Raw genomic sequence first — 15,792 nt, 5'->3', positions numbered from 1 at the left:
CCTGATTTCATTGTGGTAGAGGCTGGATTAACGTTCTTTCTGGATGGTACGGCTGAGGGTCTGTTCTTCGTGTTCCGGCATCCGGCCACGTTCCTGCGTGTCTGTCTGCCGTGCTATATCCCGCTCATTACGGGCAAGTTCAGTCACCTGACGGGAGACACCGGAAACCTCAGCAACGCGTCCCGCATCGTGCTCCTTATCGGTACGTCGTATTCTTGCGAAATCACTGTCAGAGTTTCCCTCTCCGCCCGCAATCCTTCTGAGTGTATTCTGGTCCGGTTCAGGCTCACCCTGTTGCCCCTGCATATCGTTAAAAGAGGCTCTGACATTCAATTCCTCTTCGGCGGGGAAAACAATCCTGCCAGGTATCTGTTCCGCTGTTTCGCTGCCTGCTTTTGCTGCGCTGATGGCCAGATTTTCTTCTGCGTGACGACGCTCTGCTTCCTGTTCTTTTACCGTACTGATGTCCACCGGGGGGCTCTCTTCATTCCGTAAATTGTCCGTCCCGGGCAGGGCAATTTCGCTGTCTCTCTGGCTGATGATTTGCACTCTGCTTTCTTCGACCTCCCGACGCTCGCCACCACTGATTTTGAGCAACTGAGCCGCCACGGATTCATCCCCGGTCTGCCACACCACACCGTCCTGCGGATGAGTACGGACAGCGTCGAGCGCGGCGGCCAGTTCACCGACCACACGGGTGTGACCCGACCGGCTTCGCTGCAGCAGCGCCCCGCGCCCCCGCTCACTCATCACCATCCGGGTGTCACCCTGCGTCAGTCTCCCCTCCGGGCTGGCAACCAGTGAGACCAGTGCCAGACCGGCACCTTTACCGTTGTTGTCGTAAACAGGCAGGGCCAGTGCGGGCTCCGGGAAGCGTCGCGTCGCCGGGATAATTTTCGCCGTCAGCGACGTCTCCTGCATTCCCTGATGCCGCAGCCAGGCCCGCCCGATGGCGGTCTTACTGACGGGCTGCCCCATTGACCAGATGGCTTTCGCCTGTTTACGCTGCGTCTCCGGGGCCAGCGCATCATGGGCCGTTTTGATATCACGTTCCGGGGTTTTCACCGCCCGGACCCAGTCCGCTTTCCCGTCGGTATAAATCTGCACATGCTCCTTCACTCGCGATGCGGAAATATAGAAGGCCCGACGAGTGGCCAGCATCTTACGCCCGGCGTCCGTACCCTCAAGTGAAATAACGTAATCCGTGCTCGCCCCCTGTGCGCCGTAGCCCGTCACCGCCCAGCCATAGTCGATATGCTGCTGAGCACGGACCGCCTTCGGGTTAATGATGATGCGGCCTTTTTCTGACGTCAGGCGGATATCCCCTGATTCGCTGACAGACTCCACGGTATAACGCTGGTTACCGGTCTGTCCCTGCTCGCGGTCCGTGAGCGTAAATTTCAGCAGGTCACCGGCCCGGACTTCCCTCTCCTCGCGCTGAAACAACTGTACATCGCCGGTGATAAGCTCCTTCGGTGAATACAGCCCGATATTGCCCTCTTCATCACGGACGGTGACCGTGCTGCCGTGCCGATCTACAGCCAGCACATCCTGATAGCGGTCGCCACGTTTCACCACCATTCCCGCCTGCCAGGCCTGCGTCTGGTTGAATTCATGGCGGGTGTGGGTGATTTTCTCCAGCACCGGCACCCTGACCGCCAGCCCCCCCAGCTCGCCCCGCGCGGTCAGCGTGTCATGAATGCCGGCATTCACCGCCCGGCGGTCAGCGTTCAGCTGCGTGATGATAAGGGTCCGCGCCCGCGCATCCACGGTCCGGCCTGTCCAGTCCGCCACAATATCGCCCACCGGCGTGGCCGTTTCCTGAAATGCACTGGCCGGGACCGGCACGCCAGCCTCACGTGCCACACGGTCAGCGGGCTGCGCTTCTATACGATTCAGGGCCGCATCGATACGGTTATCGATAATGTCATGCACCGCCCCCCGCAGGTGAACATCCTTCTGACGCACGATTTGCTTCATGATGGCCACATCCATCGGGCTGCGCTCCTGCATCAGCTTAAACGGTGCCCCGGAATCGACTGACTCAAACTGGTCAATATCCCCCATCGAGACTGCGCGGCCCTCCCCGGCAGCAATGGCCTGAAACAGGGCGGCCGTGTCCTGGTTACCCACCATCGAGGACTCATCGATGAGAAACACCTGGCCCCGGTAGTCAGGTTTTTCACCGCCTGCAGTGGCCTGTTCATACTCCACAATAAAGGATTTAATGGTCTGCGCCCGGACGCCAACGTCGCTCATCTCTTTCACCGCCTGATGTGTCGGGGCAAGTCCCGTCAGCTGCGGTCGTACATCTGACGGCAGCGTATCGAGTGCCGCGACCACCGCCTTCATCTGCGTAGTTTTCCCCACCCCGGCATAACCCTGAATCCCGATAAACTGGTCCGTGGTACCGAGCACCAGGGTGGTGGACTGTTTCTGCCCCTCTGTCAGCCCGTTCAGCACCACATCGGGAACCTGATCCAGTAGCGGAAGCTGGGTGTTTTTACCCTCCTCCACCGTGCGCAGAATGGCTTTTTCCATCTCCCACGTTGAGCGGGCAATCAACAGTGGCTCCCCCCGGACCGACACACGCAGCAGTTCCCCGGCCTTTACCATTGCGGCAATTTCATGCTCTGTCTGCTCAATGTCAGGATGGTATTTCCCTGCAGCCTCCGTGAGCGCCAGTTCGCTGAACGCCACGCTGCGCTGGTCATTCACCGCACGCCAGACGGCCAGGCTGGCATCGGTCCGCACGCCGTCGTGCAGGCTTCCGACCGCCTCACTCACATCCTCTTTTCCACTGAGGCTGCGCACCAGTTGCACGGGGGAGACGTTAGTCTTCATTCGCTGCAGGCGGGCTTCAGCCCGGTCCTGCACTTCGGCGGTAAACACCTCCGCGCGATGCCCGCTCTGTGCCAGTGAGTTCATGGTCTGCGATGAAATATCCCGGCTGTTGAGCGCTGCCAGGACCACGCCCCGGTCGTTATCACGCCCCCCCGGGGCGCTGACGTAGGCATGCGTGACATACAGGGGCCGGTCTTTCGGGAGAGTCAGTGTGTCGGTACCGCGCGTGACCTGGATACCCTTCTCACTGATGCCAGTGACCCCGAGGCGGTCTTTTGCCTTAAGCCCATGCTCCCGGTCGCCGGCAACGGCTATCAGCCGCTCCCCACTGGCGACGTTCAGCGTCTCACGGTTAAAGAGACGCCAGTCGGCGGTGACATCGCTGATTTTCATCCGGGTCAGGACGCCGTCACCGTCAATCAGGGACAGTATGCGCGTGTCCTCATGGACACGGTCGATAACAAATGAATGGCGTTCTTTCGCGTCGCTGCGGTTCTCGAGCACCATGCCCGGACGGTACGAGCCCGGCATACGCCGGGTCTTACTGTCGAGCCACACCGGGGAACGGGCCTCAATGCTGATGCCGTTGCGCTCCAGCTGCCCGGCATTCTGCAGCGCATCCCGTATCAGGCCGGTGAGGTGGGCCTGTTCACGTTTACCAACCACCACGGCGGTGACGTTTTCATCCCCGCCGCTCAGGTCCGCGAATCGGGTGGCCAGCGCCTCATAGCGGTCACGTTTGTTGGCAATACTCACCACGTCAGCCTCCAGCCCCGGTGCCGGTTCGGTGCGGCGGGAGCGCGTCACGCCGGCAGACTCCAGCACCGACATGGCGTTGCCATTCGCCTGACGACCGGCGCTGTCGAGAAAGACCAGCTGCGCATCCTGCGCCCGGGCCTCGCCCAGCAGAACCAGCGTTTCCTTCAGCCCCAGACGTTCAGCCCCTTCAATAATCAGCGTGCTCTGCGGTTTCAGCTGGAATTCACCGCTCAGCACATGCTGCCGGCTGATGATCCGCTCCCGGAGGTCATCGGATTTGGCCAGCGAAATGGCGCGTTCGGCAGAACTGGCCAGCACCCGGACGTCGCGACCGCTGGCCGTGGAGATACCGGTCAGCTGTGTGGTCAGATCCCGGATACCGGCCACGCCGGACGGGGCATTCATCAGGACCAGCGGGTCAGTCTCCACGACCGCCAGCGCCGGCGGCGCATACTGCTGTGGTCGGGTAAAGCTGACCACCTGCGTGGATTTCAGGTGGTCCTGGCTCAGCGCCTGAATGGAGAGTTCGTCCAGCAGGTGGATGCGGGAAGTGAACACGCCTTTCTCGCTGTCCAGCGGCACAAGCATACCGTCCTTCAGGGACGCGTCGATGGCCTGGCGAATGACATTCATGTCCGGCAACTGTTCACTCAGTTCGGCGGTCGTCAGCATCAACTCCCCGAAGGTGAAGCGGGTCCGGCTGTCGCTCAGCTGCGAGATGGCCATTTTCACGGCGTCCTTCACTTCCGGCGCCAGTTCCGGCACCTGTCTGGACGGCATGGCTTTTGACCGCTGAACGGACGGGACGTCCGGTGCCGCCTGTACCGGGCTACTGTGAGTCTGCTGCGCATCAGGCTGCCGGGACCGGGAGCCTGCAGATCCCTGGCTGTGTTCAGCAGGAACACCGGTTTTCTCTTCCCCTTTGGCAGAATGTTCAGGTAGTTCAGGTGCCCCGCTTCCCAGTACCTCCGGCGCTGACGGCTCCGGCTCCCGGCGTCCGTCCCGCATCGTATCCTCGCGCGGTACCACGCTTTCCTGATAGGCCTTTAAATCGTAGCCTTTATCCTTCATCTGACCGAGCCACCGTTCCATCAGGCGCAGGCGGGACGGATCAACCTTCGCCCGGCGGGTGTCTTTTGCCGCTACATCGCGGCTGCGCAATGTGGCTTCTGCGCCGATAGCCCCCTGAATCTCCCGGCCGCGCGATGAAAACTCTTCCCGGACCGCTTCCGGCACGCCCTTTATCTCCCACATGCCATGCTTGCCCACTTCCTCCACCTCATGGCCCAGCGCCTCCACGCGCTCACGCAGTGCGCTGCGGTAGATTTTGCCGAGCGTGACCTGCATTTTCATCACCGTTTCGATAAAACCGGCATTGTGGATGTAGTCGGTGGCCAGCGCTTTCCACTTCCCGTCCTGCTCTGTCATATTGGCCACCAGAAGGTGAGTGTGCAGCTGGGGATCAAGGTTTCGCGAGGTGTCGTGGGTGAAGGCCGCGGCCACCATTTTACCGGTGTGCACGATGGAGGTGACGCCGTCTTTCGTATCCCGGGCCGAAATCAGTTTCTCCACATACCCTGCCGCAATACGGACAGCATGGTTATGGGCTTCCAGCATTGCCTTATCCCCTCCGATAAGTGCCAGGATGGAGACACTTTTGGGGGCAGAGAAGGTCAGGTCATGACCGGGACGATGAACATGGTTGCCATTAATCTCTTTACCGAGACGTGACCCGTCCGGCAGACGGCCTTCCAGCACTGCCGTCAGGTCAGCGCCCCGGACCTGTCCGTCCAGACCCAGCGCATCCGCGCCTTCGCCCATCCAGAGGCTCTGCAGGTTGCCGAGAAAATAATAGTTATCGGAATTGCTGTAATAGCCGGCAGCATCCGCTGCCGACGCAATGGGGGCCACTGACATCATAGTTCAGGCTCTCTGTCGTAGTAATGGTGATCGTTCTCGTCGTACCCCGGGTCGTCTGCATCGCGATGACGGAGAATGTTTTCTTCGTCCCGGGCCAGCAGGCGGTTCGTCCGGTGTTCCTCATCCGGCCTGTCCGGTGACACCGGTTTTCCGGCCGTCGTCACGGTCAGTTCCCCGTCTGGCCGGACGGTCACCTGCATATCCAGGTTCATGGACTCACCGCCTGCCCCCCCGTCTTCCTGCGGACCTGCACCTGTAACAGCAGGGCGCTGGCGGGCCCTGTGCAACATACTCAGGCCGGATGTGGTTGGCGGTTCGGGCTCAGGATGGCGATGGCGGAGTGCACGCAGTGCTGCCGGTAATGCAACATGCTGTCCGTCAGGTGCCGGAACAGAGGGTTCCGGTGAAACCGTTGCCACAGTGGTGGATGCAGGTAAAGTGCCCGGGGCTGGTACAGGAATATCTGCATGATTCTTTTCTGCTGAGTAAGAGGGCTTCACTGCACTTTTGCTAACAACTGGCGGGGTGATGACCGGTGACGTCTGGCGATCTGACTCCGGAGCCTGGACAGGTTCAGGCAGTATGGTCTTTTTCACCTCCACGACCACGGGCTGCGGAGCCGTCCCCGCTGTGGCAGTGGCAGCTGCTGCGCCAGAGCCTGCGCCTTCCAGCACCTCGTCCCCGGTCGGGAAGGTCAGCCCTGCAGCAGAGGCTGCACGCTCATTTTCCTGAATCACCTTCTCGAGTTCCGGGCTCAGCACATCGCGGATATTCCGCGCCATCAGGCCGGGGTGATGCTTCTTCACCTTCCGGTATTTCAGCTTCAGGCGGACAACCGGGTATTCACCGGGCAGACGAACATAAAAGCTCAGGTTCGGCAGACGCATGACCTGGTCATAATCGACAATCGGATCGTTAACCTCGTCCTTGCCCAGCGACACCCCGTCACGAACCTGGTCCAGACCGTAACTGTTTTGTTCGCGGATTTTTCGTTTACGCTGATGCCCCAGTTCATCCTCAACCACTTTGGCCATCTCCGCACTCGGGGAACGGCCATACATGCGGGTGTTCATCAGGTCAAAGATACTTCTGGCCAGTTCCCGACCATAAACGTGGATCATCTGCGCCGTGTTCTGCATGCCCAGCACAAAACAGCCGCCGAATTTACGGGCTTCGGCAATCGTTTCAGCCAGCTCGGGGATACGCTGCAGACTGGGAATTTCGTCACAGATAAACCACACCCGCCGGTCACTGTTCTCCCCCATACTTTGCAGATACAGGGTGGACAGCGATAACCAGAGGGATATCAGGGGACGGACGCTTTTACGGTGCCGGGCCTGCGTCGAAATAAACAGCCAGCTGTTGTCATAGCGCTCCTGGGTCATCCATTCCCGGATGGTAAACGGAGGCTTCGTCCCGTCATCCAGTCCCTGCAGGTAGCGCAGTGCTTTGGCGTAGTTGGTCACCACGGAGCGGATCGAGATGGCCGTTTTCTCAATTTTCTCTTCGACCAGGTTAGCCGACGGGGTGTTGGCCAGATAATCACGCAGACTTTTCATGCTGAGTGACAGCAACGTTTTGAGGAACTTCTCAATGCTGCGGTCCGGGTCGGCAGACATTCGTATGGCGAGGTCAGCAAAAATAGTGCGCGAACTGGACACCCAGAAGGGGTCAGACTCCCCTTCCACGGGGATCAGACTCGCTGACAGGTTGTCATAATCCACCGCGTCCACACATTCCCCCCACATATGCCAGTTAGCACAACGTTCATCGTGGGCATTGAGAATGAAATCGGTGTCGGGGTTATAGTGTGTCTCGGTAAACGTACAGCCTGAGTCATAGATAATGGCGCGGTCACCGCGTTTCCGGATGAAGTCCAGCAGCCAGCGGATCAGTGTCGATTTACCCACACCGATGGTGCCGTGAATCAGGAAGTTCATCACCTCGGCCATTCTGACCATATGCAGTTCGCCCACGCGCAAGTCGGACAGTTCGCCGTTCTTACGCAGCAGCCTGTTCACCTCGGCAGGTTTTTCTGTCAGCTGCATACCCGAAATGTACTGGTCTTCGCTCTCCCTGCGCCCGATGCCGGCAATGTACCAGGCGATGGCCACGAACACGCTCAGGCTGAACGTACCACTGGCCAGCACTGCCCACTGCAGTTCACTGAACACCTGATCGCCCATTGCCTTCATATACGCATCGCCGTAAATCTGTGGCAGCGTCATTTTCAGAACCATGTGCGTCTGTGTGGGGGCATACCAGTAATGGACGTCATAGATTTTCGGTGTGCCCGTTGCCGGCATGAGGTCGATAAAACTGCTGTTAATACTGGCAAACCACCACAATGAGCCGTTATCAAAGGTATCCTGGGGTATACGCCAGAAGAAGATGGCCGAGGCCAGTACCGCAAACAGAATGAAGATCCAGAATCCTATCCAGTTGTTAACCTGAAAGAACATGCGCCACCGGTAGGCAGTCATCTGCCCACCCTGAGTGAGATTTTTACCAGCGAAGCTCATAGATTTTTGTCCGACAGTCATCGCATCACCAGTGAGGTGATGACGTGGTCTGTGATAAAAAGGGGGGAAACAGGCTGTCGCCGTCGCAGCGACAGAGAACCGGAGAAAAAATATCCGGGTTATTCGATCAGGCTCAGTTCATACTCCGCCTGCAGACATCCTGCCCGCCAGTCTTTTTCATTGACCAGCATTGCCAGAAAACGGACCGATGCGGCCACATCAACATAACCCACGGTATGGCGTTCACAGGCTTCCATGCCCCGGAAAGTGAACACATAGCCTGCCCAGTAGGCTACGGTCGCCATGCGGTGATATTCGGGGAGTGAACCAAAGACGCTCAGAAACGCCTTTGCTCTGACCAGCTCGCTTTCCAGCTGAATGAGCGACCAGAGTTCCTCTGAACAGCCTTCATTCACACAGGGTTTCATTGTGTTATTCCTCATCTGTCAGGCAGATAACCGGGTTCTCAGAGATTTAAGGGCACCGGAAGTAAGACAACGCAGCGCGTATAAGACTGCATCCCCGGCTTTAAGAAGAAATCCGCAGAACCAGGTGCAGAATAAACCACCAGTAAGGCAGAGCAGGAAAGTAGTCAGTGGGAGGAGAACATCCCATTGAGGAAACCCACTGTATTTCAACGCATTCAGGTATGAGAAGAACATTGAGTGTGACAACTGATACTTAATAATGTCAGGGGCGTACATTTCCAGGAGCAGGATTGTCGAGACAATTGTGATTAAGACGTAAGACAGAACGGACAAGGCAGTGTGGGAGTTGTATGAGTTCATGATGATTGACCTTTGGTTGTTAATAATTCAGCGCTCGCCGCAAACATGACTGCACCTGTGCAGTCATGTGAGGAAGCGAAGTATCACAGGGATAACCACGGGCACTTACGCTCAGGCGCATAAATGCGCTATATTTATGCGCATACATGATGCGCAAAGGATTTAACAATGAAAACGACTATGCGGTCGCGCAAAAGAAGCACCAACATTTCGCTGGATGCCGCCCTGGTGGACGAAGCGAAGATGCTTAACATCAATCTTTCCGCTGCCCTTAACTCTGCGCTTGAACACGTGGTCCGTGCTGAACGTCAGGCCAGATGGCGACAGGAGAATAAAGCGGCTATTGATGCCATGAATCAGTTCACCGCTGAACATAGTATTCCCCGCAGCAGTGCAGGACTGAGCGTGTTTAAATGAATCAGGGAACAGTATTCAGAAAGCTGGATAATCCGGAATACCCGTATTTCCTCATCGCTCAGTCCGATCAACTTATCGATCTCAACACCCGGGTCATTATTCCTTTTGTCCGGTGGCGTCAGTCATTACCCGGGATGAGCAAAATTAATCCCGTTGTTAACATCGATGGTGAGCGATACATTCTGATGACACAGCTGATTCAGACGGTTTATCTTCATGAGCTGGATGAGGAGGATATTCACAGTTACCGCCCTGAGATGAGAGACCTCATCGTCAGCGCGGTAGATTTCCTGACAACGGGAAGTTGAAAGGGGTTACATAATGCCGGCGATGGATTTGGCCAGCTGCGCTTCCAGAACGGGTTTTGCCTCTTCAAATTTGAGGTTAACCTTGTTGGCGTTGGATACCACGCGGGTCTGATATTTTGCCCTGTTTCCCTCTTCTGTACTGGTCTGCACCTTAACACCGGAGGTTCCCTGCTTCAGGGCAGCAATATTATCCGTCGTAACTTTGGCTTTGCTGCGTTCGGAGATTTGCAGATCAGTCACCATTGTATAGTTAACATCTTCCACCATCGCATCCGCGGCCATACCAATCAGGCCGGTGGCCAGTCCGACACCCAGGGTCGCACCTGCTGAGCTGGAATTGTAGGCAGTGATGCCGGCTCCCAAAGCAGCGCCCATTGCCGCACCTTCATAACCGGTTTTCAGGAATCCCTGGGCTTCACGCAGGTCCATCTTTTCAGCTTTCAGCACATTCGCCTGAATCCAGAAATAAGCACCATCAGGTGAACTGGTGACACGATACCCTTTTGCTGCCAGTTCACTGGTAATTTGAGACTGAAGGCCGGACATGTCTTTGTCAGAGGTATTGCGGATCTGGAGGTAAACCGTTTTCTCAGATGAAGGTTCCAGCCAGATGGTTTCGCTCATCTGCGTTTTAACTTCGAGATTACGCTTTTTCACCGCTGTGGACATGGCGCCACAACCAGACAGTGCCAGGGTGGAGGCAATTAAAGTTACAACGGCATATTGTTTTAATTTCATGTATTTTCCTTTGCATAAAAAAATGTCCTGCTAACGGCGGAGCGCTAACAGGACTGTTATCGGCAGATTAGATGAATATTTTAGGTTTTAAATAATTGGAGTTCGTAACTAAATGTGGAAAAGGGAGTCAATCGCTCCCATTACTCTTAGTAACCACGACTAGGGTCATACGTATTTGAAGGTTCGTTGAAGTTTGTTCCCCATGAGTTCCCATGTATATCCAAACCTGAGATACCTCCGGTCATTGGCATTCCGGAAGAAGGGTTTATAACAGTATCTTGTTTAAAATCAGCGTTGCTTAAATCACTATTAATAGGCTGAACTAATGAATCCGAATCATGACCTAAAAATTGACCCGATGAGATCTCAACCAATGTGAGTTCCTTGCCAAGGATACCAGTTTTATACCCTGACGAACCTGAGTCTTTGAGTTTATAAGTTCCATTATCACGAACTTCGTAGGTGTTGCCTGCATTTTTAATCAGCCCCCAGTTCTTCCTACCAACTGTAAGGATAGCAACTGAGAGCCCCATGACTACAGATATCGACAGATATAAATAAGCTGATTTTTCCCAGAAGAAGTAGAGGCATGACAATTGTAGGAAAATTGAGAATAATGCGCGTCTAACTACTGAGGCTAGTGCTCCCTTATATACACCTTTATCATCAATTTTTTTAAGAAGATAGTACAGTGGTAAGGATATTAATACACCCAATGCATACATACCTGCCAATGCGGCCCAATCTTCGCTGTAATAACCATTATGATATGGAATCACATCATGAATGACTGGTAATACCGCATATATACTGAACACTGGGATGTAAGAGATTCTACACAGATTTGCTCTTAACATTTATCCTCCTAATCGGCCTTTTTCCTCAATTCCAGCAACTGCTCTTCTAGCTTTCTTTTTTCAGCACTATCTATAACTGGCATCTGCTGGTCAATCTCAGCTTCTTTCCGTTGAATTTTAAAATTACTAGATGTACTTAAATGCTCTCCTTTCAGGATATCACTGGATGCCTGAACAGTGGATTGTTTTTTATCAATTTCGCCCGCAGATTTATTCATATTTTGTTCAATTTCAGATCGTTGTCCCGCAACCTGCCGCTGTAGTTCATTCTGCGGGCCAAAACCCTGGCCGGACAGACTGTGTAATCTCATCTCATTCTCTCTGTAAACGTTCTGCATATCATTTCCGGTAACATTCTCCCCTCTGATAACAGTGCCCCCCCGCGAAGGAATGTCACCTGACGAGCCATTTTCACTGGCATGACCCTGAGCCTGATACGGGGCTTCTGTTACATCTGACCCCAAACCAGAATACGGGGCTGAAGTACCAGAAAAGCCGCGATTATTGCCCTCTTCCCGGTCATAATGTTGTTCAGGTTGCCCGGTATAATTCCGGGGTGAAATTCGCGAGCCAGACTGTTCATACTCCTGACTGCTCTGAATTTCTGACGGATACACCCGATCGCGCTGCACATCATAGCCGCCCCCCGGGCTTTCATGACCCTGTCCTGCGGTCTGCGTGTTAGCCGGAGAGTACTGTCCGCCTGCAGTCACCTGGCCTCCGGAATCACCGTTACTCATCGATGGCGTGTGAACGATATGGGCTCCACTGAAGGCAGGATGCTCTGCCCCGCTTTGAAGGTCAGACCGCCCCTGATGGTAATCCCCCATAATTTCAGGTTTGAGACGTTCATTAACGAACTCCATCGCTGCTTCGCGCGCACTTGGGGCACTGGTCAGAATGCCCTGAGCCTTATCACCGTACTTATTCGCAGCCCAGTCCACAAACTCCTGGGTGTAGTTAGTATCGAGACTGGCACTCTGGTTTTGCGCCAGCGTCGCCATCCGGCTGAATTCGTTGCTGTTGGTGGAGCTGGTTGTGTACTGATGATACTGGCTTTGCGCATCATTCAGCGTGGCAGCAAACTGCTGAACATTACTGGTCGCCGCATTCTGCGCATGGCTTGAACCGTCCGTCACACGGCTACTGGTAACCATGTCCATCCCCTGCCTGAAATCGTTAACAGTCTGGCTGTTCTGGTCATGCCGCATATCCTGAGAATGCGACCCCGAGTCCTGAATACCGCGAGAACTCCCTGTTGAATGACGGGTATCAGCGGACAGATTCCCTTCGGCACCCCACTTGGCGACACCAAGATTCACTCCGCCACCAAGAGTTGTTTTTACACCTGCAGACAGGGAACCCTGGTTACTGATATCCATCAGCTTGTTATAGGCCTCCTGAGTGGAAATGTTATTTGCTTTCGCGTAGCTTTCCGCTGCCGACATCATCATGCTGGCACCACGCGTGGCGTTAGCCACCTGGCTGTTCTCACTGCCCTGCGTCAGACTGTCGCTGGTACCGGTCTGGTTTGACACCTGCGAAAGCTGTGACCAGCCACTGGTGACACTGTGGTTATAGCCATCCAGCGCGGTCTGCGCCTGAACCTGCGACTGCCGCGCGGACTCCTGGAACCCGCTGCTGGCCAGCTGGCTGAGCCGCATATTCACCGGCAGGTTTGACATCGCCCCTGAACCATCTATCACCGTGTGACCACCGGCAGTCATCGTCTGCGAGGAACCATTATCAGCCTGCCAGGTCTGCTGGCCCTGACGTTGCACCAGGTTGGTATCCATCTTGTTCTGGTTAACATTGTCCATCGACATGTTGTTAAACGACCAGTTCCCGTCTGCCGTGGTTGATGACACGCCGGCTGCCGTGAACGCCGCCGAGCTGAGCATTCCGCCCGCCACCTGGGAACCTATGACTGCGGCCCCCCGGGTCAGGTAATACGACAGTACCGGTATTGAGAGCGACAGATAACCGGCCAGATTCGCCACATCCGAATGCTGGAGTGCCACAATATCCCGGTTGGCCAGGACCAGAAGTGTCCCGCCGGTCTTTGACTGCAGCCAGTAGTTCGAGGCGTAGTTGAGGATCGCAAACATGATGGGCCACATCTGGAAATAGATGAACCCACCCACATAGATCTTCAGTGTGGTCAGGCCGAAGAGACTGTGGCTGGTTGCTGCCAGCGCTATCATCAGCGGGAACAGACACACCAGGATCAGCATCAACAGTGACTGCGCAAACGGCAGCGTCCTTGTGGCCAGTTCCGTCCCGGATGCCCAACTGAGACGCTGTTTGGTCGCCGCGTTTTCTGTTGCAAGATTCAGCAGGTTGGCTGTATCCGAGGACCGTGCCGCAAATCCTTTTATCCCCTGGCGCACTGCCGTGTTGGTGATGTTGTTCTTCATGATTTGCGCCGCACTCATCCCCCCGGCATAGAAGTAACCATAACTGTCTCCCATGGCATTCGCGAGCAGGGTCGCCCCGTTGACCTTGTTGCCAAATATCTTCTGTGTCAGCCAGGTGAAGGTGGCGCTCCCCAGGTTCGCTTCAATATTGGCCAGGGTTTTGATTTCCGCTGCCGCCTGCTGGCAGGTCAGAAACTGCCGTGAAGAGGACGTCATTTTAAAAATACCGCGTAACGGACTCGGGTTGCTGGTGATGAGCGTCAGAGGGTCAGTGGAATTCAGCAATTCGTTGATCGAATATTTGCCGTTAAGCAGAATGTCTCCTATCACACAGTTTTCCACATAATCCGGCAGCATCTGTGCCAGTTCAGGATTCTGCGTGGTGAAATCACTGGTTTCGGCCACAATCTGCGAGCCAAACAGCATCCCCGTCCGGCTGTAAGTCACCGAGTCAGGTCTGGCCATCAGGGAGTCGTACAGCGAACTCATCCTGTAGCCGATACTGGTCGACAGCGAGGCAATCCCGGCAAGCCCGACCGGCACATTATCGGTTTTCCAGACCGCGCCCGGGTCAGAGATATCGATAACCTGCACAGAGCGTTTGGGTACCAGCAACACCGTGCTGATAATCATAAAGACAGCCAGCCAGTGCACAAACACCATCGGGTTGTGCTGTTTGATAAACAGGACAAGGGCGGCCAGCACCCCGAAGGTGCTGGCCATGCGCAGAAGTGTACTGAAGGTACTGGAGCCAATGAGGGTGACAATCGCATCCAGCGCTGTTTTCCACATCCCCCCGCCATAGATGGTGTAAATCTCAAGCATCAGCGCACCCCCCAATGGTAATTGCTCTGGTATGAGCCCGAAACGATCGTGGAAACCTGCTGTTGCAGGTACTGCATGTTGCGGTCAATACCATCCAGCGCATTCTGGTCTGCGGCGGACTGCAGTTTCATATCAGCCAGCAGCCCCTGAGCATGAATGACGTTGTCACGCAGCTTCGCGGCGGCTTCCTCCGGGAAGTTCTTTCCGGCCAGTGACATGCTGGCCTGTTTAACCAGCTCCTGCAGATACTGGATCATCAGGTCCTGCGCGATAAAATCGGACACCTGCAACAGATAGGTGGCACTCATTCCCATACTCTGGGCATTGGTCAGGTATTTCAGCACCGGTACCGACGTGGTGTTCACAAACCCTTTTTCCTGGTCGGTCAGCGGTCGGTCATCAACCAGCTTGTTCTGCATGGACAGCATCAGGTTCTTGACCAGTGTGACAAGGGCATGTGACTCGGAGATACTGAGATTAGCCACCACCGGCCCCAGGCACTGTGAGGCTTCATCGCATCCATACACCTTTGCCGTCCCGCCGCGCATCAGCACTTTGATCAGGTCGCGGTTATCAACCAGCGGAGTCAGGATAGTGACGTCGCCGTCCTTGTTAAATATGATGGAGCCGACCGTGCTCATGACCAGCTCTTTCAGAGCCCTGTCACCGCCCAGTAACCCATTTTTACTGAGTGAATCCCAAATGAGATTTTTGTTTTTCAGTACCTGGTCTTTCTCAGCATCACTGGCTTTGCTGGTTACATTGTCGCCCTGTTTCCCGACGGTACACCCCTGACGCGACGCAGCCCAGTCAGCAAATAAGTGGTTTTCTCCGGCGATGTCCTGACAGATTTTTTGCTGGGATACCTGCGTCACCGGCCACAGCCCGCCGATGATGCCCTGTGCCGCCTGACACGAACTCATGTTCATCGAGTTCACATCGCTGGCCAGTTTCTGCAGGAAGTCTTTGGCCTGCTTCAGCTCGGGCACCATTGTCTGCAGTGCCAGATCGAAGGCATATCCGAGGGCGTTACTCATAATCTGTTTGGCAAAGCGCTGGATTTCCTCGCCACTGATCATACTGAAAGCCCCAAGATAGGAATCAATCCCGCCACATCCGGCGTTCAGAGACGGGAGCTGCATCGAGATAAGCTGGACATTTTTCACCGGGTTACGCAGGTAGACTGACCCACCTGAAAAGTAACCGGCCGCCTGTCCCTGCCAGGCCTGTGCCTGGGAGACGTTACCGCTGTAGCCGAGACTGCCAAAAAATCCGTTCAGGTCGCCATTGACGTCGGCCTGTGCCGGGGACACGGACAGACCGTTAAAAAAAATACCGGCAGCGACCGCCAGTGGCTTAATCATTAGCATTCTCCTTTGGTTCAGGCGTCTGTAGCT

At 55.4% G+C, this 15,792-nt stretch carries 9 protein-coding genes; 2 read left to right on the top strand and 7 right to left on the bottom strand.

The features are described 5' to 3' along the window. Window positions 1-27: 27 nt before the first annotated feature. The 3 genes from traI to OGY72_RS13890 form a co-directional block, all read right to left on the bottom strand. A complete protein-coding gene (traI, locus tag OGY72_RS13900; protein WP_279276037.1) occupies window positions 28-5,523 on the bottom strand; it encodes a conjugative transfer relaxase/helicase TraI in 5,496 nt (1,831 codons plus the stop codon). Continuing rightward, window positions 5,520-8,045 (bottom strand): type IV conjugative transfer system coupling protein TraD, encoded by a 2,526-nt coding sequence (gene traD / locus OGY72_RS13895; protein ID WP_008324886.1) that lies wholly within the window; start codon window positions 8,043-8,045, stop codon window positions 5,520-5,522. The genes traI and traD overlap by 4 nt, the downstream gene beginning before the upstream one ends. Before the next feature lie 119 nt (window positions 8,046-8,164). Further along, window positions 8,165-8,473, bottom strand: a complete 309-nt coding sequence (locus OGY72_RS13890) for a hypothetical protein (protein ID WP_008324887.1) — start codon at window positions 8,471-8,473, stop codon at window positions 8,165-8,167. 528 nt (window positions 8,474-9,001) lie between these two features. Between OGY72_RS13890 and OGY72_RS13885 the strand changes: the two genes are divergently transcribed. Further along, complete coding sequence (locus tag OGY72_RS13885; protein WP_191608550.1) at window positions 9,002-9,250, top strand: type II toxin-antitoxin system CcdA family antitoxin; 249 nt, start codon at window positions 9,002-9,004, stop codon at window positions 9,248-9,250. After that, entirely contained in the window at window positions 9,247-9,558 is a 312-nt protein-coding gene (locus OGY72_RS13880) for a CcdB family protein (RefSeq protein WP_159137298.1), read from the top strand. Before OGY72_RS13885 ends, OGY72_RS13880 begins: the two co-directional genes overlap by 4 nt. Window positions 9,559-9,564: 6 nt before the next feature. Here the strand turns inward: OGY72_RS13880 and traT are convergent, their stop codons facing one another. From traT to traH, 4 genes are all read right to left on the bottom strand, one after another. After that, window positions 9,565-10,296 carry a conjugal transfer complement resistance protein TraT gene (gene traT, locus OGY72_RS13875; protein WP_008324891.1) on the bottom strand — a complete coding sequence of 244 codons (732 nt, stop codon included), beginning with the start codon at window positions 10,294-10,296 and terminating at the stop codon, window positions 9,565-9,567. A gap of 146 nt (window positions 10,297-10,442) precedes the next feature. Then, window positions 10,443-11,153 (bottom strand): hypothetical protein, encoded by a 711-nt coding sequence (locus OGY72_RS13870; RefSeq protein ID WP_117343958.1) that lies wholly within the window; start codon window positions 11,151-11,153, stop codon window positions 10,443-10,445. Between the two features lie 8 nt (window positions 11,154-11,161). After that, window positions 11,162-14,395, bottom strand: coding sequence for a conjugal transfer mating-pair stabilization protein TraG (gene traG / locus OGY72_RS13865; RefSeq protein ID WP_191219939.1), 3,234 nt, complete (start codon window positions 14,393-14,395; stop codon window positions 11,162-11,164). Continuing rightward, window positions 14,395-15,759 (bottom strand): conjugal transfer pilus assembly protein TraH, encoded by a 1,365-nt coding sequence (gene traH / locus OGY72_RS13860; protein WP_117343957.1) that lies wholly within the window; start codon window positions 15,757-15,759, stop codon window positions 14,395-14,397. Before traH ends, traG begins: the two co-directional genes overlap by 1 nt. Window positions 15,760-15,792: the final 33 nt, after the last annotated feature.

The organism is Citrobacter sp. Cpo221 (genome assembly GCF_030332345.1).
GTDB classification, from domain to species: Bacteria; Pseudomonadota; Gammaproteobacteria; order Enterobacterales; family Enterobacteriaceae; genus Citrobacter; species Citrobacter portucalensis.
The sequence above is the reverse complement of the archived record's forward strand: the minus strand, read 5'-3'. Positions and strand labels throughout refer to the sequence as shown.